This is a genomic window from Polaribacter pacificus (assembly GCF_038024035.1).
Taxonomy (GTDB): domain Bacteria; phylum Bacteroidota; class Bacteroidia; order Flavobacteriales; family Flavobacteriaceae; genus Polaribacter; species Polaribacter pacificus.
In genome coordinates this window covers 1,828,094-1,854,980 of record NZ_CP150664.1, presented here as the reverse complement: position 1 = coordinate 1,854,980, position 26,887 = coordinate 1,828,094, and the positions used below count along the sequence as shown (strand labels likewise).

The 26,887-nt window shown below is 32.3% G+C and carries 24 protein-coding genes; 1 reads left to right on the top strand and 23 read right to left on the bottom strand.

The genetic code is table 11. The annotated features are described in order from the left end of the window. Positions 1-2: 2 nt before the first annotated feature. Genes WHC90_RS08445 through rnpA form a run of 18 tightly spaced genes read right to left on the bottom strand, consistent with a single transcriptional unit; the run spans position 3 to position 19,041 of the window. Positions 3-1,364 (bottom strand): exopolysaccharide biosynthesis polyprenyl glycosylphosphotransferase, encoded by a 1,362-nt coding sequence (locus WHC90_RS08445; protein WP_188598038.1) that lies wholly within the window; start codon positions 1,362-1,364, stop codon positions 3-5. Continuing rightward, a complete protein-coding gene (locus WHC90_RS08440; protein ID WP_188598037.1) occupies positions 1,364-2,584 on the bottom strand; it encodes a WcaI family glycosyltransferase in 1,221 nt (406 codons plus the stop codon). Before WHC90_RS08440 ends, WHC90_RS08445 begins: the two co-directional genes overlap by 1 nt. Then, positions 2,553-3,140, bottom strand: a complete 588-nt coding sequence (locus WHC90_RS08435) for a WcaF family extracellular polysaccharide biosynthesis acetyltransferase (protein ID WP_188598036.1) — start codon at positions 3,138-3,140, stop codon at positions 2,553-2,555. The genes WHC90_RS08440 and WHC90_RS08435 overlap by 32 nt, the downstream gene beginning before the upstream one ends. Continuing rightward, positions 3,122-4,081, bottom strand: coding sequence for an NAD-dependent epimerase/dehydratase family protein (locus tag WHC90_RS08430; RefSeq protein ID WP_188598035.1), 960 nt, complete (start codon positions 4,079-4,081; stop codon positions 3,122-3,124). The genes WHC90_RS08435 and WHC90_RS08430 overlap by 19 nt, the downstream gene beginning before the upstream one ends. Then, on the bottom strand, positions 4,078-5,319 hold the full coding sequence (locus WHC90_RS08425; RefSeq protein WP_188598034.1) for an O-antigen ligase family protein: 1,242 nt from the start codon (positions 5,317-5,319) through the stop codon (positions 4,078-4,080). The genes WHC90_RS08430 and WHC90_RS08425 overlap by 4 nt, the downstream gene beginning before the upstream one ends. Then, positions 5,312-6,403, bottom strand: a complete 1,092-nt coding sequence (locus tag WHC90_RS08420; RefSeq protein ID WP_188598033.1) for a glycosyltransferase — start codon at positions 6,401-6,403, stop codon at positions 5,312-5,314. Before WHC90_RS08420 ends, WHC90_RS08425 begins: the two co-directional genes overlap by 8 nt. Continuing rightward, positions 6,381-7,568: an O-antigen ligase family protein gene (locus WHC90_RS08415; protein ID WP_188598032.1), complete on the bottom strand. Its 1,188-nt coding sequence runs from the start codon at positions 7,566-7,568 to the stop codon at positions 6,381-6,383. Before WHC90_RS08415 ends, WHC90_RS08420 begins: the two co-directional genes overlap by 23 nt. Beyond that, complete coding sequence (locus WHC90_RS08410; protein ID WP_188598031.1) at positions 7,552-8,328, bottom strand: glycosyltransferase family 2 protein; 777 nt, start codon at positions 8,326-8,328, stop codon at positions 7,552-7,554. Before WHC90_RS08410 ends, WHC90_RS08415 begins: the two co-directional genes overlap by 17 nt. Then, positions 8,329-9,636 (bottom strand): lipopolysaccharide biosynthesis protein, encoded by a 1,308-nt coding sequence (locus tag WHC90_RS08405; protein WP_188598030.1) that lies wholly within the window; start codon positions 9,634-9,636, stop codon positions 8,329-8,331. Then, positions 9,637-10,707, bottom strand: coding sequence for a GDP-L-fucose synthase family protein (locus WHC90_RS08400; RefSeq protein ID WP_188598029.1), 1,071 nt, complete (start codon positions 10,705-10,707; stop codon positions 9,637-9,639). Then, positions 10,700-11,815, bottom strand: coding sequence for a GDP-mannose 4,6-dehydratase (gmd, locus tag WHC90_RS08395; protein ID WP_188598028.1), 1,116 nt, complete (start codon positions 11,813-11,815; stop codon positions 10,700-10,702). The genes WHC90_RS08400 and gmd overlap by 8 nt, the downstream gene beginning before the upstream one ends. Before the next feature lie 4 nt (positions 11,816-11,819). Next, on the bottom strand, positions 11,820-12,362 hold the full coding sequence (rfbC, locus tag WHC90_RS08390) for a dTDP-4-dehydrorhamnose 3,5-epimerase (RefSeq protein ID WP_188598027.1): 543 nt from the start codon (positions 12,360-12,362) through the stop codon (positions 11,820-11,822). Beyond that, the gene (gene rfbA, locus WHC90_RS08385; protein ID WP_188598026.1) at positions 12,362-13,216 is read right to left on the bottom strand and encodes a glucose-1-phosphate thymidylyltransferase RfbA; all 855 of its coding nucleotides are present in this window, start codon (positions 13,214-13,216) and stop codon (positions 12,362-12,364) included. Before rfbA ends, rfbC begins: the two co-directional genes overlap by 1 nt. A gap of 1 nt (position 13,217) precedes the next feature. After that, entirely contained in the window at positions 13,218-14,228 is a 1,011-nt protein-coding gene (gene rfbB / locus WHC90_RS08380) for a dTDP-glucose 4,6-dehydratase (protein ID WP_188598025.1), read from the bottom strand. Position 14,229: 1 nt separating this feature from the next. Continuing rightward, positions 14,230-15,270 (bottom strand): hypothetical protein, encoded by a 1,041-nt coding sequence (locus WHC90_RS08375; protein WP_188598024.1) that lies wholly within the window; start codon positions 15,268-15,270, stop codon positions 14,230-14,232. Positions 15,271-15,302: 32 nt separating this feature from the next. After that, complete coding sequence (locus tag WHC90_RS08370; RefSeq protein WP_188598023.1) at positions 15,303-16,967, bottom strand: DUF6909 family protein; 1,665 nt, start codon at positions 16,965-16,967, stop codon at positions 15,303-15,305. Between the two features lie 51 nt (positions 16,968-17,018). Next, entirely contained in the window at positions 17,019-18,659 is a 1,641-nt protein-coding gene (locus WHC90_RS08365; protein ID WP_188598022.1) for a S41 family peptidase, read from the bottom strand. After that, positions 18,640-19,041, bottom strand: a complete 402-nt coding sequence (rnpA, locus tag WHC90_RS08360) for a ribonuclease P protein component (RefSeq protein ID WP_188598021.1) — start codon at positions 19,039-19,041, stop codon at positions 18,640-18,642. Before rnpA ends, WHC90_RS08365 begins: the two co-directional genes overlap by 20 nt. 176 nt (positions 19,042-19,217) lie before the next feature. On the opposite strand from rnpA, the gene WHC90_RS08355 reads away from it, so the two are divergent. Continuing rightward, on the top strand, positions 19,218-20,396 hold the full coding sequence (locus tag WHC90_RS08355) for an acyl-CoA dehydrogenase family protein (protein WP_188598020.1): 1,179 nt from the start codon (positions 19,218-19,220) through the stop codon (positions 20,394-20,396). A gap of 36 nt (positions 20,397-20,432) precedes the next feature. Here the strand turns inward: WHC90_RS08355 and WHC90_RS08350 are convergent, their stop codons facing one another. The 5 genes from WHC90_RS08350 to WHC90_RS08330 all read right to left on the bottom strand — a co-directional run bounded on the left by WHC90_RS08350 (position 20,433) and on the right by WHC90_RS08330 (position 26,883). Then, a complete protein-coding gene (locus tag WHC90_RS08350) occupies positions 20,433-21,698 on the bottom strand; it encodes a TolC family protein (RefSeq protein WP_229664893.1) in 1,266 nt (421 codons plus the stop codon). 40 nt (positions 21,699-21,738) lie between these two features. Continuing rightward, positions 21,739-24,921: an efflux RND transporter permease subunit gene (locus WHC90_RS08345; RefSeq protein ID WP_188598019.1), complete on the bottom strand. Its 3,183-nt coding sequence runs from the start codon at positions 24,919-24,921 to the stop codon at positions 21,739-21,741. A 3-nt stretch (positions 24,922-24,924) separates the two neighbouring features. Next, positions 24,925-26,040, bottom strand: coding sequence for an efflux RND transporter periplasmic adaptor subunit (locus WHC90_RS08340; protein ID WP_188598018.1), 1,116 nt, complete (start codon positions 26,038-26,040; stop codon positions 24,925-24,927). Between the two features lie 334 nt (positions 26,041-26,374). After that, complete coding sequence (locus tag WHC90_RS08335; RefSeq protein ID WP_188598017.1) at positions 26,375-26,560, bottom strand: YgaP family membrane protein; 186 nt, start codon at positions 26,558-26,560, stop codon at positions 26,375-26,377. Between the two features lie 17 nt (positions 26,561-26,577). Then, positions 26,578-26,883 carry a hypothetical protein gene (locus WHC90_RS08330; RefSeq protein WP_188598016.1) on the bottom strand — a complete coding sequence of 102 codons (306 nt, stop codon included), beginning with the start codon at positions 26,881-26,883 and terminating at the stop codon, positions 26,578-26,580. Positions 26,884-26,887 lie beyond the last annotated feature (4 nt).

The following is a 26,887-nucleotide window of genomic DNA, read 5'->3' as shown; positions in this document are numbered from 1 at the left end:
TATTAATACGCTTTTTCATCACCCCTAAAAACATTAAAAACTGTTTGTATTATAATTTTTACATCTAATAAAAAAGACCAGTTTTCTATATAAAAAATATCATATTTTACCCGATTTTTAATATCTTCTTTTTTCAGAACCTCACCTCGATATCCGCTAACTTGAGCCAAGCCTGTAATACCTGGTTTTACAGAGTTTCTAACGATATAATTATCAATTTCTTTAATGTATTTTTCTGTTTGAATAAGAATGTGCGGTCTTGGTCCTACAACACTCATATCTCCTTTTAAAACATTAAAAAACTGAGGCAATTCATCCAAACTCGTTTTGCGAAGAAAAGTACCGATTTTTGTAATTTTAATGTCGCTATTTGACATGGATGTGCTCTTTGAATTCAATCCATTATTCATCGTTCTTATTTTAAAACACACAAATTGATTTCCCTGAATCCCATCTCTTTTTTGTTTAAATAAAAATGGGCCCCTTGAATCAATTTTCACTAAAACATATAAAATAGGCAAGGCCCACGACAAAATAAAAACACAGACAAATAGTGAAAATAGAAAATCAAAAATCCTTTTTATAAAATGTGTTTCACTTTTTTCAAAAGGCAATTGCTTTGGTTTTAAAACTGGAAGAGTACCATAATATTCTAAAATATAGTCTTTACTATAAATCGCCTTAGTCTCAGGTATCAATCTAATTTCGATTTTATGCAAATTTGCGAAAGCTCTAATTTTTATAAACTCATCTTGTGGTAAAGCAGATACTTCACAATAAATTTCATCTACCGTCTCTTCTAAAAGATACTTAAAAACCATTTCAATGGTTCCTAAATATTTTTTTGATTTTGCTTCTTTATTAGAAAAAAAACCCAAAAATCGATAGCCCAAATCAGGTCTTTGAGTAAATAATTTTGCAATGTTTTTTGCTGAGGTATTGTCTCCAAGGACAATTACATTCCTATAGTTTTTGCCTCCAAGTCGATATTTTTTTAATAAAAAAAACGATAAGAACTTAAAAAAAGAAATTACTGATACTATAGAAACTACTATTTCTAATTGTCTGTTTGCCACATTGCCTTCATTAAAAAGGCTGAAATAAGCATAAAAAGACAAAATAAAAATAAAAAACTGAGCCCCGATTAACGATACCAGCTTTAAGACATGCGTATACCTATATACATTATAAAACTTAGTATAATAAGCGATAAACAGCCATGAAGCTATCATATAGGATATAAACTGAACATTCAAATATGCTAAGCCTGAATAATAATAAACAATACTGTTTAGTATTAAAACATCAAAAAGGATGATCAATGGTTTTATAAAAATAGAATATTTCTTTCCCGTTGTTTTCATTAGATAGTCTCTAGTACTCTTTTAAATTGTTTTAAAACTTCATCTTTCGAAAAATTTTTAGAAACATATTTTCGAGCATTTATGCCAAATTCTTTTCTTAAGCTTAGGTCTCTTTCAACAAGTGACACAAAATCTAGTACTTTGATTAACTCTGAGCTGCTAAAATAAGCTCCTGCTTTTGATTCGCTAATAATTGTTGACACCTCAGAGTTTAGATTTCCAGTGATCAATGAAGGTTTTTCACTCGCCATCATCCCTAAAATTTTTGATGGCATTACTGCGTCTATAATGTCTCCTTTTTGAAAAAGGAAATGTAAATCAGCTGAGCAAAGTAAATCAGATAATTCACTGTATGGAACTGGTGGGTATAGGGTCACATTTTTACTACCTATCAATTCATTTTCTAGCCAAGATCTTTTGCTCCCATCACCAACTATTATTAATTCTATCTGCTTATTTTTCTCTAATTGTTTTGCAAATTGAAGGAAAAACTCCCAATCTTGTTTTTCTCCAATATTACCTGAATACAATATTTTAAACCCATCCGATTTTAAATAATGATGTCTAGTCGATAAAACAGGGTCAATAGTGCTTAAATCTACCCAGTTTGGCAATAAAACACTTTTTTTGTCTGCATTCTTTGATACTAATTTTTTTAACATAGAATGACTAATAGTACTTCTTACATCTGCGGCTTGTAAGAGCCTTTTTTCTACCCGAAACAAAACTTTATAAAAAATAGATGTTTTGGATTTTTTTTTGGTCATCTCTGAATCTGATGCAGCATCAAACTCAAAATCTTGAATATGAATCCACAATTTTGCTTTTTTTAATTTTGCTAAAATTGAGCCTAAAAAAATTGTGCTGGTAAATGGTACAATACACAATACGACATCTGCTTTCTGTATTTTAAAAAGATTGATAAACGTACCAAAAGTAAAGTCTAGTAAATGAAAAATTCGTCTTAAAAAAGTAGGTCTTTGAGGTACATATTGCTTGTATCTATACACCTGGACTCCGTTTATGTTTTCTTTATAAAACCAACTTTTGTTTTTATATGATTTGCTAATTTTCCAGGAAGGATAATACGGAAATCCTGTAAGAACACTTACCTCAACACCCTCGTTATTAAAATAAGTTGCCAATTGTGAAGTGTACAAACCAATTGCTGTATCTTCTGGATAATAATTAATCCCTATAATGGTGAGTTTCTTTTTCAATTCTTTTTTTTATTGGTTTTGCGGGGTTTCCATAGCAGACCCATCCTTCAGGTAAACTTTTAAAAACACTGCTTCTAGCACCTACAACACAGCCCTTTTCTATGGTTACACCTGGCGCAACATACACATCGTTTGTAATCCAACATTCATCTTCTACTATTACTTTTTTTGCTCCAATTTCAAATTTTGTAGATTGATAATCATGCGACCCGGTATTCAAGTAAACATCGTGTGCAATAGCAACGTTTTCTCCAATACTAATTTCTCCTAGACTATATAAAGTACAATTTTCTCCAATCCAAGAATAATCACCTATTGAGATTTTCCATGGATATGTACATCTTACAGATGAACGGATTAAAACATTTTTGCCAATTTTAGCGCCAAAAGAACGCAGCAAAAATCGACGCCATCCATAAAAAAATTGAGGTGACCATGCAAATAGGGTGCTCTCAATAATCCACCAAAGTTGCACCACTAGTTTCGATTTTCCTCTAAACCCTTTAGGTACAGAGAAAGCTTTTAAATTTTGATATTCTAGTGCTCTTTTAACCATGTACAGGTGATCTTTGTCGCTTGCCTTAATGTAAACGGCAATTCTCCTACAATATTTTGCACTTCTAAAGTATTAAAATCCATAGGTGTTACTAAGTTGTTTAATCGGAATGTTGTTAATGGTGGATTTTTATACCCACCCTTTTTAGCTAAATCACCCAATACTGCAATTGCTTTTAACAAAAAATAGGGTAATTGTTTTGTGTTTTTATGATGAAAATCTTGTGAAATTAAATTGGCCCAATGACCTACTTCTAAAGCTTTAAAATCAGATAAATAAACTGTTTTTGAATGCAAGGAGCTGTCTTTTAAAAATGCATCTAAAATATAAACGCTGTTTAAAACAAAGCCAAATTTTTTGTAAATTTCTTTTCCTTTTGGATGAAAATATAGCTTCTTTTTTATGCTTGTAAAAAAATTCTTATACGGTATTTCAAACCAAGGTCCCCATAAAGAAGTTGGTCTTACAAGTATCCAATCTGCTTGTAATGCAGTAGATTCTCTAACAATTTTCTCACCAATTATTTTACTTTCACCATAAATTGTAGAAGGTTTATAATCAAATTCATCTTTTGGCTCATACCCTATTTCACAAACCAATCTGCTAGATGCAAAAATTATTTTTTCTAGATTTTCAACGTTTTCAATAGCAGAAATTATGTTTTTTACTCCCGTTGTATTTGCCTCATACGCTTGCAATGTTTTACCCTCTAAATCGGTTCGTGCTGCCATATGAAAAATAATATCTGGAGAAAATTCTTCAATTTTTTTAGTGAGGTTTTTGAGCTCAAGTATGTCTACTTTTTCCCAATAAACAAGGTGTGCTTTATTGCGTGGCTTTACAATATCAATATTTAAAATTTCGCTAGAATCTTTATAAAAATCAATCAGATTAGTTCCGATAAAACCAGAACCTCCTGTTACTAAGATTTTCTTTTTCATACGATATTTTCTTTCTTTTTTACTTGCTCTTTTTGCAGCACACTAAACAGTGTTACAAAGTACATAAAAATTATAATTCCATAATGTCTAGAAAAGAAGTTTTCGGAAAGATTTATAAGCAATACCTGTGTTAAAAACAACAAAACAATGGTTGATTTGTTAAATTTTCTAAAAAGGAAAAGGAAGTACAGTAGAAAAGTCAATAAAAAAAGCCAACCACCATATAAAAGCAAATGAACATAATAGTTATGTGTATTGTAGGTAGAAATCTTATAAAAATTACTATCGTAGTTGGCCTCATAACATTCATTTAACTCAGCTTGCAAAGAAGATCCGTACCCAAATACGGGCAAGCTAGAAAATAATTTTTTTGAACAATGAAAGATGGCAACACGGATATTTATTGAATTGTGATAATCACCCACCAAAGGTCTATTTATTTCGGTTCGAACCTCATCAAATCGATCTATAAGAATATTTTTAAATGAAAAAATCAGCAAAATTCCAAGTAAAAAAATACCGGCAATTTGTATCCCAGCTTTTTTGGGGTTCTTGCTTTTTAGTAACTGAAAAACATACACCAATACTGTAAGCCCTAAAATAAGCATCACGGCCTTAGAAGCATAGATAAAAATAAAGACAGTTGCACAGAGTATATTAATTCTATTAAACCATTTTTGACTGATTGATTTTTCTTTATACTTATAAAAAAGAGACAAGGACAAACTAATTAGCAAAAGCATAGAAAAATACGTTGGATGAATTTCTACAAATGCATGCTCTGTTACATAGGTTCTAAAAAATGGAATGTTTTCATTACTAATTTCAAACACTTGTGCTAAAGTATTTTCTTTTAAAAAAGTTATTAAGAAAAGAGCACATTGAAGCAATAAGCTTGCTTTATATACAAGGAGTGACTTTTCTAAAAAAGCAGCATTTATATATACTGGTCTATAAAAAAACAATAATGGAAAAATTAAAAAAGGGAGATGAAATAATATGGTATCTAAACTAGAATCAAGTGTGAAAATTGCATGTAGAAAATACATCCAAAACACAAGAGTAAACAAGAGTAATTCTTTTGTTACTTTTCTAGGTTTCTTTAATCTAACAACGTCATAAATCACAAAAAGAGCACATAAAATAATGCTCAAAGACCCAATGTTCTCTTTCATTAATGGAAACATTGCTAGCGCTAAAAAAAGCCCTTTTGTAATTTGTTTAATTGCTTTATCCATCCTTTAAATTTTCATACAAATGTACCCAATCTAAAAGTCGATGTTCCCAAGAATACTTTTTAGTAACAAAATCACTAAGCGTATTTCCATATTCATTTCTTTCTAAAACTGTCCAGCTTAAAGCTGTTTTAAGTGCTGCTGTAACTTCTGAGACAGTTGGATTTACTAACATGCCCCCGTTTGAGTTCCAGCCTGGATCCAATCCTGTTTGATGGGTAGAAATTACAGGTGTCTTTAAGATTGCTGCTTCTAAATTTACCATTCCAATAACTTCAGAATGCGATGGCGTAACAACAATAAAAGCATTCTCTATTAGGACCGTTTTCTCTTTCACAAAACCTAAAAACTCAACCTTGCCTTTATCAAGATTACATTCCTTTACATAGCTTTCTAATTCATTTTTATAAGAGTTAAAAGCACCCGCTATTTTAAGTGTAAACTCATTTGAAGATAGTTGAGAAAAGGCTTTAATAAATACATCTATGCCTTTTATGGGATCTAATCGACCTATAAATAATAGGTATTTTTCGCTGGTTTTTTTTTCTAATTTATCTTCGAAACCAACTTGTCTAGTTTTAATTAAATTTGGAATTTCTTGAACTGTTGAGTCTGCAAATAAGTGCTGTAAATTCTCTTTCTCTGATTTGGTTATCGCATGTAAAACTGCTGATTTACTAAACTTCTTTTTTGCTAAAAGATTAAAATATAATTTCTTTTTTAACCCTCCTTGTTTCCATAACCATGGCTCATACATTCCGTGTGGAGAAAGCACAAAAGGAATCTTATGTTCTATAGCAAATTTTGATGCAATAAATTGCGGATACATCCATACTCCATGAATATGAATACAATCAATGGGCTTGCTCTTGTGTATATCTAATAAGGTACGAGACCAATTCTTTGAGTATTTCCATGGTAAATCTCTACCTTTAACAACAACTACATCGTCTTCTTTTTCTTTCTTTTCAGATAGAATTAAAGAATCGTAGCCGTTAGATATGAGTTCTGAATTCAAGGCTTTAACAACCGTTCTTACCCCTCCACTTTCTAGCGAAAAATCTTCAACTATATGTAGTATCTTCATCAAAATCTTTTAAAAATATAAGGGTTAAAAAATAAAATTCTGGTGGAAAATAATGACCTTCTCTCACTAATTTAATTGCTAAATAAAAGAAGGCTCCCTGTTGTATTACTCTGGTATCCTTTTTAAATAATAAAATACTCTTATACACAAAAAAACCAACAAATAGTAATCCGAAAACTCCTAAATCTGCAAGTATTCTTAAAAATAATGAATTGGCATCCTGCTGATTTATTTTTGACTGTTTCAACTCAATTAAATAAGGCGGCGGGCTTAATAAGTTATATCTTTTTTGATATTCATACTGATATGATCCCAAACCTGTTCCTAGTGGGTGCTCATAAAAAATATGGGAAGCAATAAATGTATTGCTTAATAAGGCATAAGAGCTTAAATTGGTCGTGTTTTCAAATTTTCCTGTATACACCGCCTCTAAAGAGGCTTGGGTATCTTTAATTCTAAGTACCAAAAAATTCTCGTTACCTTCAATTGGTTTTTCATTCCAATAAAGACTAATATAATATCCACTGGCACATAAAACAGCAAAAACCACGATTGCATACTTTAAAAAGTATTTTACCTTTAAAAGGGGAATTACTAGAATTAAAAAAACACCAATAAACCCTATAAAAGATTTTGAAAGCAAAATTGTGACAAAAATTATAGCAGCTTTATAAAAATGCTTTTGTCGAAACAAAACGTACAAGGCAGGAAGCATAACAGTTGCATAATGTGCCGGTTCTGACATGATGCCATTTAATCTTCCTGGTGTAAACATGTTTATTTTTAAAACAAACATCGGTAACGCAAGTATTGCCAAATAAAATGCAGTGTTAGCATATTCTTTAAAAAGAAATTTAGAACCGTAGGTCCTTAAAAAACTATAATAATAAATACTACAAAAACTAATCCCTACTAATTGTGAAATCAACGAAGAAAAAGGATTCTTAAAAATGATAAATGAAACAACTCCATGAACCGCTAAAAACCCTAAAACAACTCCAATATTTTTATGTAAAAAAAGGTTCTTTTTTATAGAAAGTATTAAAAAGTTAATCGCAATAATTAGATAGAAAAGTTTCCAATCAATACCGTAATGAAAACTAAAGTCTTCGGTAAATAATGCAAAAACACTACTAAAAACGATATATCTATCTAACAGTCGCATGGAGTACTTTTTTTATAAAATATTTAGTTAATGCTAGTACATAATCAAAAGAACACAGTATTAAATTTCGTTTTCCGGTCTTCAGTTTTGCATTAAATGTTTCCTTAAAAGCCTTAAAAACTTGATTATTGCTAACGCCCCCAGCACTCATGTACACTGTAGTTTCATCAGCTTTTATGGTTTTTAAATCTTGTCTAGCTCTTAATAGCAATTCATAATCTCCAGCAATTGTATACGATTCATCGAAAAACCCAAACTTTGTAAAATAAGCCTTATTATGAAAAGCCCCTACATGAGCAATATTCATATATTTTTTAAAAATAGACCAATTCCAAACACCATTGATAACATTCATTAGTCTTGGGCCATCAATCATCTGCACATTCGAATAGCAGAAATCAATTGATTGATTGGTGGTTAATAGTTTATTATAATAAACCTCTAAAGCGTTAATCGTATAATAATCATCTGATCCTAAAAACGATATCCACCTCCCAAAAGATAGGTGAATTCCTTTGTTAAACGCATTGTAGATTCCGGTATCTTTTTCTGATATCCACCTATAAGAAATACCCTTTTCTTTAAAACTATTTTCATAACTCTTAATTATTTCAAGAGTTTTATCTGTTGATTTTCCATCAACAAGAATGTATTCAAAATTAGTAACTCTTTGGTTTAATACAGATTCTATTGTGTTCTTAAGAGTCTTTTCTGAATTAAAAGTAGCTGTGATTATTGTAAAAAAGGTTTTTTTTTCCATTTAAACAGCTTTTGTTTCTGATTTCTTTAAAATTCTAAATGTTTGAATAGGCAAAATTAAAGAGAGGCTTAAAATACTAAAGACAGTCCCCAAAATAACTCCGCTACTTCCTAAATCAAAGGTTTTAACAAAGTAGATTGATAGCGGTATATTAACCATCGCTCCAAAAACATACAACCAGAACTGTAGTTTTACTTTGCCAATACTGTTTAAAAATGTCATATAAATAGTTCCGTAAACTCGTATTAAAACAAAAATCGTCATAAATAAAATTAAGCTAGTTGGAATTAATAAATCTCTTTGAATCCAAATTTTAATAAGTGGTTTTGAAGCAAAAAATAATCCAATAATTATAAAAATAAAAACAACAAATAATTTATTTAATCGAATAATCGTCTTCTTAATCCAAGTAAAATCTTTTTTCTGAAAAGCATCTGTATAGAGTGCCCAAAAAGGATCTTGTGCGATTACAGATATAGTAATTGCTACCTGAAAAAGTTTATATACAATATCATAATTAGTTACTTCACTCGGTCCTAATAATTTACTAATGATTAAATTATCAGTAGTAAAAATAACAATCATACATAATTGAATTCCAAAAAAAGCCAAGCTTAATCCCATTAAATCTTTAACTCGTTCTTTGCTAAAAGAAGCAATTGATGGTTTTATATGTTGATTTTTCTTAAAAAAAAGAAATGTAAAAATAAGACCAACCAAAATATTTAAACTTCCATAGAACAAAGCAACATATAATAGTTTTCTAGGAAAGAAATGCAATAAAATCATCGTAGAAATTAACGCACTTATTTGATAAATTAACAGTGCCAATTCTACTTTTGCCGTTTGCTGATTTGCATAATAAAACGACTTATACAAATTCAACACAAAACTTGTTATCACCAAAAAAAGAGTTGTAAAGAGGACCGTTATTAATTCATTTTCTGGAAGATTTGTGTTAAATAAATCTTGTAAATTCATCAAAAAAATAAATGCAACTCCAAAACAAAAAACAACAAATGAAATTAAAGAAATAGAAATATATGCTGTAGAAATATATGTTTTTGCGAGTTTAAAATCCTGCAAACTCAAAGCAGCTGAAAGCTTTGTTTTTAAACCGTTACCAATTCCTGCATCGACAAAAAAAACAATATTCACCAACGAAAAAATGGTTACCCAAATTCCGTATTGTTCCTTTTCTAAATAGTTTAATAAAAGTGGAATTGTTGTAAAGACAATTGCCATGCTTAAGATCTTATAAAAAACCCCTAGAGAAACATTTTTAAATATGATTTTTTTTCTATTCATCTATTTTTGTAGATACCAATCGTACATTTTTCTTATTCCCTCATCAAGCATTACCGAAGATTTCCAACCTAAATTGTGAATTTTACTAACATCAGTTACTTTTCGAAGTGTTCCGTCAGGTTTTTCAGAATTGAATACTAATTCACCAGAAAAACCAACTATATTTTTAATTTTTTCTGCCAATTCTTTGATAGAAAGATCAACACCAGTGCCAATATTTATATGCGTATTTCTAATTTCTTCCCCAAAGCCTTGGTCACCTTTCAAATGGGAAGAAGCGGTCAGGTTTTTAAAATCAACATGCTGCATAATATGTACACATGCATCAGCCATGTCTTCGGACCATAAAAATTCTCTTTTGGGATTTCCAGAACCCCAGATTTCTACACTTTTTGCTGTCACACCATATTTTAACAAAAGAGCTTCCGCTTTTTCTAAGTTTTCAACTTTTAGGTCCTTTAAAACAGCATCTATATTATTACTTGCTAATAATTTGGCTAAGTGAATTTTACGAATTAAGGCCGGCAAAACATGTGATTTTTCCAAATCAAAATTGTCATTTTGGCCATATAAATTGGTTGGCATCACCGATAAAAAATTGGTGTGGTATTGTAAATTATAACTTTCACACATTTTTATTCCTGCAATTTTTGCAATTGCATAAGGCTCGTTTGTATATTCTAATTCATTGGTCAATAACTCGGTTTCTTTTATGGGTTGATGTGCATTTTTAGGATAAATACAGGTACTTCCTAAAAACAATAATTTCTTGACTTCATTCACATAACTCTGATGGATTACATTGTTTTGAATCATCAGATTTTCATATATAAAATCTGCTCTATAGGTATTATTTGCAATGATTCCACCAACTTTTGCAGCTGCCAAAAACACATATTCAGGCTTTTCTTTAGCAAAAAAATCAGCCGTTTCTTGCTGATTTGTTAGGTCGAGTTCTTGATGCGTTCTAATCAAAATATTCTTAAAGCCTCTTTGTTGTAATTTTTTTACAATTGCACTCCCAACTAAGCCTCTATGACCAGCAACATATATTTTTGCATCCTTATTCATAGTTGTTGTTTATTTGATGTCCTCCGTTTTTTAAAAACAATTCCTTTTGCATGATCTTTAAATCATTCTCCATCATTTCTTTAATCAATTCTTCTAAAGTATATTCTGGGGTCCATCCAAGTTTTTCTTTTGCTTTTGAAGCATCTCCTATTAACAAATCAACCTCTGTCGGTCTGTAATAATGTGGATCAATTAAAATTACTTCTTTTCCAGTTTCAAGAGAAAACTCAGAAATACTACATGATTTAACAATTCCTTTTTCTTCTTTTCCTTGACCTATAAATTCTAATTCAATACCAACTTCAGAAAAAGCCATTTTTACCATGTCTCTAACCGATGTTGTTTTTCCTGTGGCAATCACCCAATCTTCAGGTTCATCTGCTTGTAAAATCATCCACATCATCCGAACATAATCCTTTGCATGTCCCCAGTCTCGTTGTGCATCTAAATTTCCTAAAAACAAGGTGTCCTGTAAGCCCAAGGCTATCTTAGAAACCGCTCTTGTAATTTTTCTAGTGACAAATGTTTCTCCTCTAACTGGAGATTCATGATTGAATAAAATTCCATTACAAGCAAAAACATTATACGCTTCTCTATAATTAACAGTAATCCAATAGGCATAAATTTTTGCAACTCCATACGGGCTTCTTGGATAAAATGGGGTCTTCTCTGTTTGGGGTACTTCTTGTACTTTTCCATACAATTCTGATGTTGAAGCCTGGTAAATTTTAGTCTTTTTTTCTAAATGTAAAATACGAATTGCTTCTAACAAACGCAGGGTTCCAAGTCCATCTACATTAGCAGTATATTCTGGTGTGTCAAAAGAAACATGGACATGGCTCATTGCCGCTAAATTGTATATTTCATCAGGTTGTACTTCTTGAATAATACGTATCAAATTTGTACTATCAGACATGTCTCCATAATGCAAAATTAATTTTCTATTTTCTGCATGTGGATCCTGATATAAATGATCTATTCTTTGGGTGTTAAAACTAGAAGCTCTTCGCTTTATTCCATGAACCTCATATCCCTTTTCTAATAATAATTCTGTTAAATATGAGCCGTCTTGACCTGTTATACCCGTAATTAATGCAATCTTTTTCATAAGCTTACCCTAATACATTTAAGAGTTCCAGTACCTTATCTTTTTCTGACAAAACAATCTCTTGTTCATCAAGCATCCAATCTATATTTAATTGTGGATCATTATATACAATTCCAGACTCTGATGCTTTGTTGTAGTAATTATCGCATTTATAAGCAAAAATAGTGTCATCCTCCAAAACAGAAAAACCATGAGCAAAACCCCTAGGAACAAATAATTGTTTGTTGTTTTTACCTGTTAAAATACAAGAAAAATGCTGCCCAAAAGTGCTGGAGTTTCTTCTAAGATCTACGGCTACATCCAATACTTTTCCTTGGATAACTCGTACTAACTTTGCCTGTGCAAAATTACCTGTTTGAAAATGCAATCCACGTACAACCCCTCTTTCAGAAGTTGATTGATTATCCTGAACAAAATGAATAGATAGATTCGTTTTATCTATAAACTCTTTTTCGTTAAAGCTTTCAAAAAAAGTCCCACGATCATCACCAAAAACAGTTGGTTCAATCTCAAAGCAGCCTTTTAAATATGTTTCTGTTATTGTCACTATATTTCTTTTAAATGTTTCCCATAGCCACTCTTTATTAAGGGTTCGGCTAATTCATGCAATTGTTTTTTTGTAATAAATCCGCTTTTATAGGCAGCTTCTTCAATTGAACCTACTTTTAATCCTTGACGTTCTTCAATAACTTGAACAAATTGTCCTGCCTGCATTAAAGAGTTAAAGGTTCCTGTGTCTAACCAAGCCGTGCCTCTATCTAAAATCCGTACACTTAATTTACCGGCTTCTAAATAGGTTTTGTTTACATCCGTTATTTCTAGTTCACCTCGTTTACTAGGATTGATATTTTTTGCAATTTCTACTACAGAATTATCATAAAAATAAATCCCCGGTACCGCAAAATTAGACTTTGGTTTCAGTGGCTTTTCTTCTATCGATATCGCTTTTTGATTTTTGTCAAATTCAACAACTCCATATCTTTCAGGGTCATTTACATGATAGGCATAAACAATTCCACCATCTGGGTTGTTATTTGCCTTTAATAAGTCTGCAAGGCCTGTACCGTAAAAAATATTATCCCCTAAAATAAGTGCAACTTTATCATTGCCAATAAAATCTGACCCGATTATAAAGGCTTCAGCCAAACCATTTGGATCAGCTTGTTCTGCATATTCAAATTTACATCCCAATTGATTTCCATTCCCTAATAATTTTTTAAAATTTGGCAAATCATGGGGTGTAGAAATAATTAAAATTTCTGAAATTCCCGCTGAAATTAATGTTGCCAAAGGGTAATAAATCATCGGCTTATCATAAACAGGCATCAACTGTTTGCTTACCGCCAACGTTAATGGATGCAACCTTGTTCCTGACCCTCCTGCTAATACAATTCCTTTCATGTTATTTTTGATATTTTGTTAAGTACCATTGAATGGTCTTAACAATTCCTGTTTCAAAATTTTCATTTGCTTTCCAGCCTAATTCTATTTCAATTTTTGTAGCATCAATAGCATATCTTAAATCATGGCCTGGCCGATCCGAAACAAAAGTAATCTGCTCTTTATAGGAGTTCTTTTTCGGCACTAATCCATCCAATATTTCACAAATTTTGGTGGCGATATACAAATTGTTTCTTTCATTATTTCCACCAATATTATAGGTCTCTCCAGATCTTCCTTCTGTAAACACAAGTGCTATTCCTTTACAGTGATCAAGTACATATAACCAATCTCTAATATTCTTTCCATCCCCATAAATAGGGATATTTTCTCCAGAAATTGCTTTCCGTATAATAGTAGGTATTAATTTTTCATCGTGCTGTTTTGGTCCATAATTGTTTGAACAATTTGTAGTAACAACGTTAAGTCCATAGGTGTGGAAATAACTTCTAACTAAAAAGTCTGATGATGCTTTAGATGCACTATATGGGCTATTTGGCGCATAAGAAGTGGTTTCTGTAAACAATCCTGTTTCTGGCAAGCTTCCAAAAACCTCATCGGTTGAAATGTGATGAAAACGTGCGTTTTCAAAACCTTTTTTTGGTTGATTTGGTGCTTCCAACCATGTTTTTTTTGCCACTTCTAACAAATTAAAAGTTCCGACAATATTTGTTTGAATAAAAGCACCTGGATTCGTTATTGAATTGTCTACATGCGATTCTGCTGCAAAATGTATTACTCCATTAAAGTTATATTTTTCAAAAAGAGCTTCAACAAAATCTCGATCGCAAATATCTCCTTTAACAAAGGTGTAATCAATATTATTTTCTATTTCTTTTAAATAGGTTAAATCACCTGCATAGGTTAAGTTATCCAAGTTTATAATTTTTGTCCCTACATTTGTTTTCAAAAAATAAGGTAAAAAATTGGCACCAATGAACCCCGCTCCTCCCGTAATCAATATTGTGTTCATATTACTTTTGCTTGTAATTATTTAAATACTTGTTTAGTTTTAACATTAATAAAACGAAAAACATTAGTCCTGCTCCAAGACCAGCCAAAAGGGTAATATAATTATTGTCTATCCCGCTTATAACATAGCCGACTGGTTGGAAACCTGAAATGATGTTTAATACTTCTGTTTTTTCAGATTTCTCTTTTGCTAGTTCCTTTAAGTCTTTGTTAATAATTCTATTGGTCTCAAAGAGCTCAATTTCTTTGGTTGATTTTCTCTGACCACCTAAATCAATAGAAGTACCAGTCGTTGTCTTTTTAGCTTCTTCTAACATCACCTGCATATAGACTTGTCTTAGAGAATCTATTTGAGTTAAATTTTTACGCAATAATGAGTCCGTTCTGTTAAGGTTTTCATTATTTAACTTTTTAACTTTTTTAAAATAATCATTCTCTATAACCGAAGAAACAATGCCTTTTTCTAATTTCGTAAAAACGGCATTTTGTTTTGCCATTACATGAATGTTTTGAACCTTATAATCGTACCTTGTAAAGGTGTTTTTAAATTGAGAAAAAGAATAACTCTTAGCTGTTAATGTATCAACAGATAAAATTAAATCGTCATAAGCCTCTAAAAGGTCATTTTCATTTTTTACTGGTGCTATTTCAAACTTTTTTAAAGAGGCTGCCGATTCATTAGAAATACCAAATGATTTAGAGAGCATCACTGTGTCTTTTTGTTTGACCAGCTCATTATAATACTGAATATTATTATACAACTGTCTAGCACTGTTAAAATTAGGCTGTACTAAAAGATTTGCTCCATAGGTTGGGGTAGTCTGTATTTCTATAACACCCCCGATACCAGCTCCAATAGCAGCTGCCAATAAAAGTTTCTTTAAATGCATTTTTACAAACAATAAAGCAAGAATACACCAATGAAACAATCCTGTAAAAATAGAGGCGATGAATATAAAAACTTTGGAAAAACCCTTTCCAATAAGGATTAATAAGGAACCTAATTCTATATCTTCTTCTTTTGATTTCTTTTCTTTAGACATTTTTTGACTGGTTTGGTTAAAGCAACTAAATGCTAAAAAATTTGTTCTAATATTCGTTGAGTAATAGCATAAGTAGGTGTAACCCCCGACATTCCTAAGCCTCCTGAAGCCAATGTTGCTCCAGTTTCTAAAGGGTTATCAGATGCATAATATGCATATCGCACTTTTACATCACTAGAAATATTTCCTCTAATTCTCGAAGCTGCTTGTATCGCTTTTTGATAATGAGCTCCCTCCATCTCTAAGCCGATCACATTCCAAGTTGAGTCATGGAAGAACTTTAAAAGATCTTTATTTTGTAACGAGGTTCCTAAAACGGTAACCATTGAACCGTCAAAAACTCTCACGCCAAAGTCTTCCAGATCTTCTTTTGACAATTCATTCTCAAATGGATAATTATCTGCTGTACCTTCAAAAATATGAGATGATGGAATCATAATATCGCCTTTTCCTCCTTCTAAGATTCCAGCTTTTCCCATAATAGAAACCGATGCTACATTTAAATGAACAACCTCTTTACCATTTTTATAAGGTTTTAAAAGTTCATCCATGGTTTCATAAGCTTGCTCTCCAAAAGCATAGTCCATTACGATAATAACAGGGTCTTTACCTAGAGAATTCTTTTGACTAAAGAGTGTCTTATCAAAATCAATTTTAGCAGTATCTATAACTTGTACATCAATGTTAGTTCCTGAGGTATCTTTGAGATAAATCAAGCCATTCTGATGCGCATATTCTTTAACTTTTTTTTGTAAATCAACACTAGACGCAGAACTTAACAATTCAAATAACTTAAAGCCTTTGTTACTTTTTGCTTCTTCAGGAAGTGCTGCATTTGCATAAATAAAATTCATCACAGAATGCATATTGGCACTAATTATATGAATTGGTCTTTCTAATAAATTATTTTGCTGAAGTGTTTCTTTAATTTGGTTTGCCCAAATTTCTCCATAAATATGATTCCCTATTTGCTCATTTAACACAGAACTAAAAGTGATTACCCGTTTTTTATTCTCTAAACTTTCATCGATAGCCAATTGACCTAACCAGTACACCAATTGAAAAAAGCGGTCTGGATTCTTTTCTGTCGATAGGGTATTGTAGATTTTAGAGACCTCTTGAAAGGGTCTCCCTAAAATTGTTCCCAAATGCGCAATTGTAACCTCACGCACCTCTTTAGAAATTTTTTTGTTGTTTAACACGATGTCTTTTAAAGCTGCCCATTCTCTAATGCAAGCTGCTCCATCGTCTATTAAAACCTTGCTCTTAATTTTGTGTGACTCGATAAAAAGAAAGGTTAAATGTGTTAGAATATCATAAATATCAGAACGCCCTCGGGTAATTTCAATATTCATTTGATTTTTATCTATTCGATAACAATTCCGTCTTCTTTTAGGTGGTATAATCGCCTTAAAATGAGACTCTTTATAACCTTCATCAGCCGTTAAATTTATAAATTGACATTCTTCAATACCTTCTGGTAAACGCTCAATAATATAAATTAACCCATTAAGCTCTACCTTGTCCTCTGCAATAGAACCATAAATCTCAGGTCTTAATAGTAATAAAGACTTTCTAAGGGTCTCTCCAGAAACTCCCATAGGTTTATAAAAACCTCTACTAAATAAATGACGCATAGAAATGTATAATTTTTCTATAGCGGCAGTGGATTCTTGTGCTCTTGTTCTTTCTCTCATAGATGATAATCTTTCTTAACTATATTCAAAGATAACTTTATTTTAAACATCTTATTTTTTTGGTGATAAAACAGCAGTATACTGTTTGTCGTTGTTTAACAAACTTAAAGCTTCTTGTATGGTTTTGTCTGTTTTTATCTTGTTTGAATACACACCTGATTCATAGCCATATCTTTCTACGATAAGCTCTTTTAAAACACTTTTAACCTGCTCTTTGTTTTGGGTGATAGCATTCAATTTATTTTCTTTTAAGCTAGCCATTAATCGACCATAATCTTTAGAGATTGATTTAGAATCTTCTGTATTGATTGATTGAAAAGCCTCTTTAAATGAACGCTCTTGCTCCGAAACAAAACTCGTATCGTCTTTTAAATAATTTATAAATTTTTGAAAATCTGACTCTGAAACTTGGTATGCTTCCCAAGCTGTTAGACTTGGATTTTGGGTTTTATAAACGCCTGCAAAATTAAACAAAGCCGGAGTTTGTAAAAGTAGTTCTGTTTCTTTATTGAGTTCTGATAAGCCCAATTTTATATCAGGTAAAATACCTCCACCATCAAAAACCGTTCGTCCATTTTTTGTTGTAAATTGATTAATTCCTTGATCAGAAAATTTAGGAACATCTCCGTTAGGAAGTCGATTTGCATAATCCAATTCTTGAATACAACGCCCACTTGGTGTATAATATTTAGAGATGGTTACCTTTAATTGTGTTCCGTAGCTTAAAGGTCTATAGCGCTGAACCAAACCCTTCCCATAAGAACGCTGCCCCATAATAACTGCTCTATCATAATCTTGAAGAGCTCCAGCAACAATTTCTGAAGCCGATGCAGACCTTCCATTTATGAGCACCACAATTGGGGTTTCTAAATCAATGGCTTCTTCTTGAGCCGTATAGATGTTACTCCATTTTTTTATTTTTGCCTTGGTACTAACAATAATGCTTTTTTGAGGTAAGAAGAAGTTTGAAATTCTAATCGATTCCATTAAAGAACCTCCTGGGTTTCCACGCAAATCAAAAATCAATTTTTTTAAGCCACGTTCTTTTAAGTTCAAAAATGCTTTTTTAACTTCTTCTGCCGCTTTTTCATTAAAAGCCGTAAGTACAATATAGCCTGTGTCATCAGAAATCATATCATAAAAAGGAACGGGATTGACTGCAATCTCCTCTCTTTTTAGGGTAAAATTTAAAGCCTTATTTCCGCGTAAAATCTGCAGTGAAACTTCGCTCCCTGGGATTCCAAGTAGCAATCCAGAAACATCTTCATCTTTTAGCTCATTTAAAGATTGATTGTTAATTTTAACAATCACATCACCAATCTCAATACCTGCCTTGTTTGCACTTAGTCCTTTGAAAACAGAAACTACCGTAATCTCATTTTGATTAGAACGAACTGTTGCTCCAATCCCTCCATATTCTCCTTCACTTCGTATTTTTGCCGCCTCAACTTCTTGCTCGTTGTAATAATTGGTATACGGATCTAAATTTTCTAAGGTGTTCTTTATGGCCTTTGTGGTGAGTTCTGCTGGGTTAATTTCATTGACATAATACATGTTCAATTCTTTGAACAAGCTTGTGTAAATTTCTATTTGCTTTGCAACTTCAAAAAATTTTGATTGAAAAGTAAAAGAAGCAAAACCAATCGCTAAGAGCGTGATTAATATGATTTTTTTAGTCCTTGTTGCTTTCATTTAAGGAGTTGTTTTTGACATCATTAACAAAAGAATTGAGCAATTTTTTCATCTTAATTTCTATTTCAGAATAAGGTAAAGCCTCTTTTCCTATAAAGGAAATCATAAATACATAGGGCTTTGCTAATTCAGTATAAACGATGAATTTATCTTTTCGGTATGTTTCTCTCAATAATCTTTTAAGTCGATTTCTATCAACAGCCTTTTTAAAATTCCGTTTTGGAACAGAAAAGCCTGCTTGTACAGGAAAATTAGAGCTGTGGTTTGTTTGAATATAGACCATTCGTAAAGGAAATGCCTTCACAGATTTTCCTTGGGTATATAACTGCCCTATAAGTGTTTTGCTCTTTAAACGTTCTTTTTTTCCTAAAGTTTGCTTCATTAGTACAAACTTACACAAAAGAGTTGCCTTTTAATAAAAAAACTATTTGAATCTTATTTCTTAACCACCCTTATGTTCTTCAATTGTCACGAACTTTAAGGCTTAAAAAAGCTAAAGATTTTTTAGCTATCTCATTTGGAATATTTACTTTTGATGTATTAACAAATAAAAACCACATGAAAGCCGACTTATTTCAAGCACCCGATTATTATCAGTTAGATGATTTATTAACAGAAGAGCACAAACTCGTTAGAGATGCTGCTCGTGAATGGGTTAAAAGAGAAGTCTCTCCAATTATTGAAAATTATGCTCAAAAAGCTGAATTTCCTACACAAATAATTAATGGATTGGCAGAAATAGGTGCCTTTGGTCCTTATATTCCTGAAGAATATGGTGGAGCTGGATTGGATCAGATTTCTTACGGTTTAATCATGCAAGAAATAGAAAGAGGTGATTCTGGTGTTCGTTCTACGGCTTCAGTACAATCATCTTTGGTTATGTATCCTATCTGGAAATATGGAAACGAAGCGCAACGCCAAAAATACTTACCTAAATTAGCTTCTGGCGAATGGATTGGTTGTTTTGGTCTTACAGAGCCAAACCACGGATCAAATCCAAGCGGTATGGAGACCAAATTTAAAGATATGGGAGACCATTACTTATTAAACGGTGCTAAAATGTGGATCTCAAATGCTCCATTTGCACAGGTGGCTGTTGTTTGGGCTAAAAATGAAGAGGGTAGAATTCACGGATTGATTGTGGAGCGAGGAATGGAAGGATTTTCTACACCAGAGACCCATAACAAATGGTCTTTACGAGCATCGGCTACCGGAGAATTAATTTTTGACAATGTAAAAGTTCCCAAAGAAAACTTATTACCTAATAAATCTGGATTGGGAGCACCTTTAGGTTGTTTAGATTCTGCGAGATATGGAATTGCATGGGGAGCCATTGGAGCCGCTATGGATTGTTATGATACTGCACTGCGTTATTCAAAAGAACGCATGCAGTTTGGAAAGCCAATAGGTCAATTTCAATTGCAACAAAAGAAATTAGCCGAAATGATTACAGAAATCACAAAAGCGCAATTGTTAACATGGCGTTTAGGTGTTTTACGGAATGAAGACAAAGCAACTTCTGCACAGATTTCTATGGCAAAAAGAAACAATGTAGATATGGCAATACATATTGCTAGAGAAGCTAGACAAATGTTGGGAGGTATGGGAATTACTGGTGAGTATTCTATTATGAGACATTCAATGAATCTAGAAAGCGTGATCACCTATGAAGGAACCCACGATATTCACTTGCTCATCACAGGTTTAGATATTACAGGCTTAAATGCCTTTAAATAGAAAAGAAAAAAGCTGAGAAAAACTCTCAGCTTTTTTTTATAAAGTATTGTTTAAAAGTTCTCCGCTTAACTGAAGCAATTGGAGTTCAATTAATTTTGCATCGTATTTGGTATTGTTGTAGGCTATTTTGCTATTCGCTAAATTAATTTGTGCCTGTCTAAACTCTATAGAAGTTACCTGACCTAGGTTGTATTTTTCACGAGTTCTATCAAAATTGTTTTGAGTCGAAATCATATTCTGTTCTTGGGCTTTCAAAACAAAGAGTTTGTTGTTGTATAAGGACCAAGCGTTTCTCAAGGTGTTTTCTAGTGTTGCTATTTGCTCTTGAAGCTGAATTTGTTGATTTTCTAATGCAATCTTAGCGTTGGCAATACGAGTTTTAGTGCTTCCTCCATCAAAAATATTCCAGGATAAATTGATTCCAGCATTTAACCCATTAGATGAAGATTGCGCCAAAAAAGAGGTCGCTGGGTTTTGGCTTTTATTCCATCCGTAAGAAGTTGTTAATCCAACAGTTGGCAGATAGTCTGATTTGTTTATTTTAATATTAAACTCACTAATGGCGATGTTTTTCTCGTTTTGTTTTAAGAGGACATTGTTTGTTTTTGACTTGCTTATCAAATCTTCAATGTTCGTCAAGGTTGCAAAATTTACAGTTGTTTCAACCTCAAAATCAGCAGTCTTTTGAACCCCAAGAATTGTGTTTAAACTCCATTTTTGGTTTAAAAATTGTTGCTGTGAATCTAACAAAGCAATGCTGTCATTATTTACATCAACTTCTGCGTTTAACAACTCTAATCGGGTTGATTGACCATATTCATATTGATATTTTGCTCGCTGCAAACGCTTTTTAGAGATCTGTAAGCTTTCTTTAAGGCTGTTCGTATTCTCAGACAAACGTGCTATTTGAAAATAGACCGTAAACAATTGCAAATAGGTGTTTTCTATAGTTTCTCTTGCTTGCAACTCAGTTAATTGATATTGCTTTATTAATTGATCGTAATTATACTTTCTACCCATCCCATCAAAAAGGGTGTAGTTTAAGTTTAAAGAAGCATTATACGATTTTGTAATGGCGCCATCAATACTTGTTGAGGTTCCATCTTGTCGGGTGATGGTTTGATTATCTCTTCTGTAAGTTGCTCCCGAAGAGACTCCTGCTGTTGGCAAATATCCCGTGTTAAAAATGCTTGAATTGTTTTTAGCCACTTCAACATTGTTGTTCGCTATTTTTATCCCGTAATTATTCTCTAAAGTAATTTTTAAAGCTTCTGCTTTTGTTAACACCTGTTGAGCGCTCATATAAAGTGAGGTCAGGGCAAATAACAAAAACAGGTGTTTTTTAAGATCTCTCATCATGTTCAAAGTTTGATTCTACAATTGCTTGTTCTACTTCTTCTTTGGTTACTTTTTTTCCAGTTTTTAACCATTTGAAACCGACTCTTACAGAATTAGATATTGACAGCAACAAAGGCAGCATTACTAAGGTAAGTACTGTTGCTATGATAATTCCGTAAGAAATAGAAATAGCCATAGGAATTAAAAATTGTGCCTGTCTACTGGTTTCTAACATCAGTGGTGCCAATCCTGCCACAGTGGTTAATGAGGTTAAAAAGATGGCTCTAAATCGAGATTGACCTGCTTTGATTAACGCATCATCAAAGGAGATGCCTTCTTTTAAGTAACCATTAAATTTTCCAATCAATACCAATCCATCATTGACCATAATTCCTACCAAAGCAATAATTCCTAACCAAGATAACAAGTTGATTGAAAACCCGTGTAAATAGTGTCCTAACACAACCCCAATCATGCTAAAAGGAATCATTAGCAATAATAAAATTGGTTGACTATATGAACGGAATGTAAAAGCAATGGTAATGTAGATTAACAATAAAATAATTGGCCCAACAATGGCAACAGAATCTGTTGTTTTGTTAGCTTCTCTATTTTGCCCCTCATAAAGCGGAGATACGGTTGGATATTTTGATATGATTGCAGGCATTATTCTGACCTTGATATCATCCAAAATATCTGTAGCGCTCTCTCCAGGGTTTTTCATGTCTGCAGTAATTTGGATTTCTCTCTTACCACTTAAATGATTTATAGCAATATCTCCTCTTTCTATCTCATAAGTTGCTATTTCTGAAAAAGGAATACGCTGACCTGTTGGTGAAATAATACGCATATCGTCTAAATCCTTTAAAGATGACCGATCTGATTTTGCATATCGAACCCAGACTTTAATTTCATCTTGACCTCTCTGAAAACGCTGTGCTTGAAAACCAAAAAAACCATTTCTAATTTGGGCCATCACTGTTTGCAGGTTTAAACCTAGGATATACGCTTTGTCTTTTAACTGGATGTTTATTTCTTTGATTCCTGCTGGGTCATTATCAGAAATATCTTTTAGTAATGAATTGCTTTCCAAAACAGCTTTTAATTCTTTTTTAGCTGCTTTTAATTCAGAAATATTATTCCCTAACAAAGAAACAGCTACAGGACTTCCTCCAAAGTTTCCTCCAGAACCAAAAATCAGGCTTTCTACACTGTATATCTTCCCTACCTTATCTCTAATTGCATTGGTAATTTCTGGTGAAGAAACATCTCTTGATTGACCCGGTAATAAATTTACCGTAAGTGTTGCATTTGCTGTTCCTGGACCAACTCTCTTAATAATGTTTTGAACCACTCGCTCATGAGTAGATTGAGTTTTTGTATACTCATCATTAATCAACCAGACTTTTTCTTCTATTACTGATATGATAGAATCTGTTACCAACTCATTGGTCCCTTGAGGCATCTTTAAAGTAATTTGGATCCGGTCACTTGCTATGGATGGGAAAAATGAGGTCTTTACAAAACCTCCTCCAATAGCTCCAAAGCAAAGGATTAATAAGCCAATTGGAATAGAAAAAGAAAGCAACTTGTTTTTTAAAGAAAACTTTAAAAATGGAAGGTAGAAGGTATCTCTAAACTTCACTAACAAACCGTCTGCCTTTTTGTTGATGCCAGTAAAAAAGGCATCAAGCTTATTTTTTGATTTTTTGTTTCTACTTAGCGCTTTTGAATGCGCAATATGAGCAGGCAATATAATTAAAGCTTCTATCAAAGAAACACTTAGGGTTAAAAGTACGATGGTTGAAACCTCTCCAAAAAAGCTACCAATTCTTCCATCAATAAAAAAGAAGGTAGAAAAGGCTATAATGGTAGTCAAGATTGCCGAAACAATCGGTGGAATTACCTCCATGGTTCCATCAATGGCCGCTCTAATCGGAGTTTTTCCTTTGTCGTAGTAGTGATGATATATATTTTCTCCAATAACGATTCCGTCATCCACCAGAATTCCAATAACAATAATCATCCCAAACAGCGATAATACATTTATGGTTACCCCTAATTGAGCCGCAAAAATAAACATCCCAAAAAATGCGATTGGCAGTCCTGCAGCAACCCAAAAAGCAAGTCGTACATTTAAAAATAATGCCAAGAAAAACAAGACCAATAAAATTCCTGCTGCCCCATTTTCTACAAGCAATCGAGTACGTTGATTTAAGGTGATCGATGAATCGCTAGAAATGTTTAGCACCACATTGTCGTGCTGTTGGTTAAACTTTTCTATGTATTCTTTAATTTTATCTGCAGAAGACAAAAGATCTTCACTGTTGGTGTTGCTTACGGTAATGTCTATGGCAACATTGCCATTATAATACAATCTATCTGGATTTTCTGACCATGAATCTTTAATGGTCGCTACATCCTTTAGTCGAATAATTTTTCCGTTGGTTTCTGTCTTTACAATGATGTTTTGCATCTCCACACCATAATACGATCTATTTCTAGCTCTAATCAAATAATCCTCTACTGAGGTTTTGATATTTCCTCCAGAAATTAAAATATTGGTGTTTCTAACAGCAGTAGCTACCTCTGTAAAAGACAAGTTAAACGCTCTTAGATCATTTTCTCTAACTGAGATTGCAATCTCTTCTTCTGGAAATCCAGAAATTGACACTTGAGAAATTCCATCGACATTTCTCAAATCGTTTTCTATATCTCTGGCGTAGTCTTTTAGTGCTTTTAGAGATAAACCATCACCACTAATAGTAAAGCTAATGGTTGGTCTAATACTTTCTACCTTAGCAATTACAGGAGGCTCCATACCTGTAGGAAAAGACGGCACTCTATCAACAGCATTTTTTACATCTGATAATACAATGTCAATGTTTTGACCTTTTTCTACTTCTACGCTAACACTCGCTGAGTTTTCTCGAGACACCGAAGTAACTCTTTCTACCCCAACAATTCCTTTTAAGTTGTCTTCAATCTTTAAAACCACTCCCTCCTCTATCTCTGCAGGAGAAGCTCCGGGATACGCTAGGGTAATATTGATCAATTGAGAATCAACCAATGGAAAGAAGGACGATTTCATGCTAAAAATCCCAAGTGTTCCAAAAATTAAAAATGCCAGAATTGACACATTAACTGCAACTGGGAATTTGATAAAATAAGTAATAATTTTTTTCATCCCTTAGTTGGTTTTGTTCATCTTAACAATCATTCCATCATAGGCTCCAGGAGGAACTTGAGTGATAATAATTTCTTTGTCCTTGAGGCCTCTAACAACCACGCTTTCACTATTAAAAAAGATAGGTTGGATCGTTTTTAATGTTAATATACTATCATTTACTACCGTGTAAACAGCTGTATTGTTAACGACTAATTTTCTAGACAGCTCTACCACATTGCTTTCAGATTTGGTCACCAAATCAGCTTCTAAATACATCCCTTCTTTTAAATTTTTATCTGCCACCTGAACATATACTTGGGTGGTTTGAGAGGTCAAATCAACTTTTCCGTTGATCCTAACTATTTTTCCAGAGAATTTTTGTGTTTTGTCTAAGCTGTATAAATCAACAGAACTGTCTACTCTTAGTAATGAAGCATAAGCAGCATTAATAGATACTTCCATTTCAAAAACTGTTGGGTCTATAAATTCACCTAGCTTTTGACCTACTCTAATCAAAGTTCCAGGAGAAACCAAAGCTTCTGTTAAGACTCCAGAAAATGGCGCTTTTATTTGATGCTTTTTTAATTTTACTTCTAAATTTTTTAAATTGTAGTAGCTAGTAACAATTCCTTTTCCAGATATAAAATACTTTTCTTTATCAGAAGAAAACTTTGGCAATTCTGGTGTTGTTTTATTAAAATCAAACTCTTGAATATAGTTTTGCCATTTTAAATAATCATTTGGATAATCCAAACGCAAATCTGGAATTACAGAAGTAATCAGGTTAAAAAAACTACTCTTCTGAGATTGTAAACTAGCATAAAACTCTTCTTGATTCACGCGGAGCATTACCTCACCTTCTCTAAAATGAGTTCCTGACTTAAAGGTTTTATCAGAACCTTTAAAAACTCCTTGAACCTCAGAATAGATTTCAATTTTATTTTTTGCCACTAAATGACCACTTGCATTAATTACAATTGGGATTTCTTTGTTTAGGACTTCTTCTACAAAAACAGTTTTTACAATTTTGTTAAAACTTTGTTTCGGTACTTCCTTATTTTCTATTACTTGATTAGAAATTAAAATGGCTGCAAGTATGAAGAGAATACCTAAAACTGAAAGAATAATTTTTCTCATGGTATTTAAATTGATGGATTCTTGTCTAGAATCAAAATGTGTTAGTTAATCCGTTTAAGATATCAAAAAGTTGACAGCTTTGACGCTTTCTTTTGTGACAATAATTTTTAAAATTTCTGCTAAAATAAGATCTTAGATTTCTCTAAATCAGTACCGCTAATTAAAAAAAAGAATTTTGCAAATATAATTTATCCCCATAAGAGTTTGGATTGTCATCTAGTCTTTTTCTGTTAAAGAAACGTTAAGCTTTATTATAAAAATAAAAAACATTCATCTCAAACTTAATTGAAATGAATGTTTTGTGACACTTGGTTTTGTATTTAAATACAGTCGTTTATCGCTTTACGCCTAATTTTATAAGAATCGTTTCTAATAAACACCATTTTGTAAAGGCAGATTGGATTAAATTTACCCCAATAAAAACGGTGAACCACATCCAATTTTGGTTTACATATAAAGTCAGAACAAGGCTTAACAACACCATAACTCCAACAATAACTCTAAAATACTTGTTTAACATTTTTCTAAATTTTAAGTTTATATAAATCTTTCAATAGGAACCACAACCGCTTTTAACGGGCTGTTGGTTTCTAAATTCTGATTGAACTCTTTTATCAAAGAGAAAAGAACATCAATATTTTCTTCTTCAGTAAATGAAAAAAACATGGTTGATTCATTACTAGATTTTTCTGCAGAAAACCAGTTTGAGGCTACTAAAACAGCTGCACTGTTTTTATGTCCATCAATATCAGATTCGCTAAAGTTTTCTATCTCTGCTTTCTTAAAAAGCGCGGTTACTTCTTTGTGAAAAGCTTCTACTGCTGTTACGATTACTAATTTCATATGG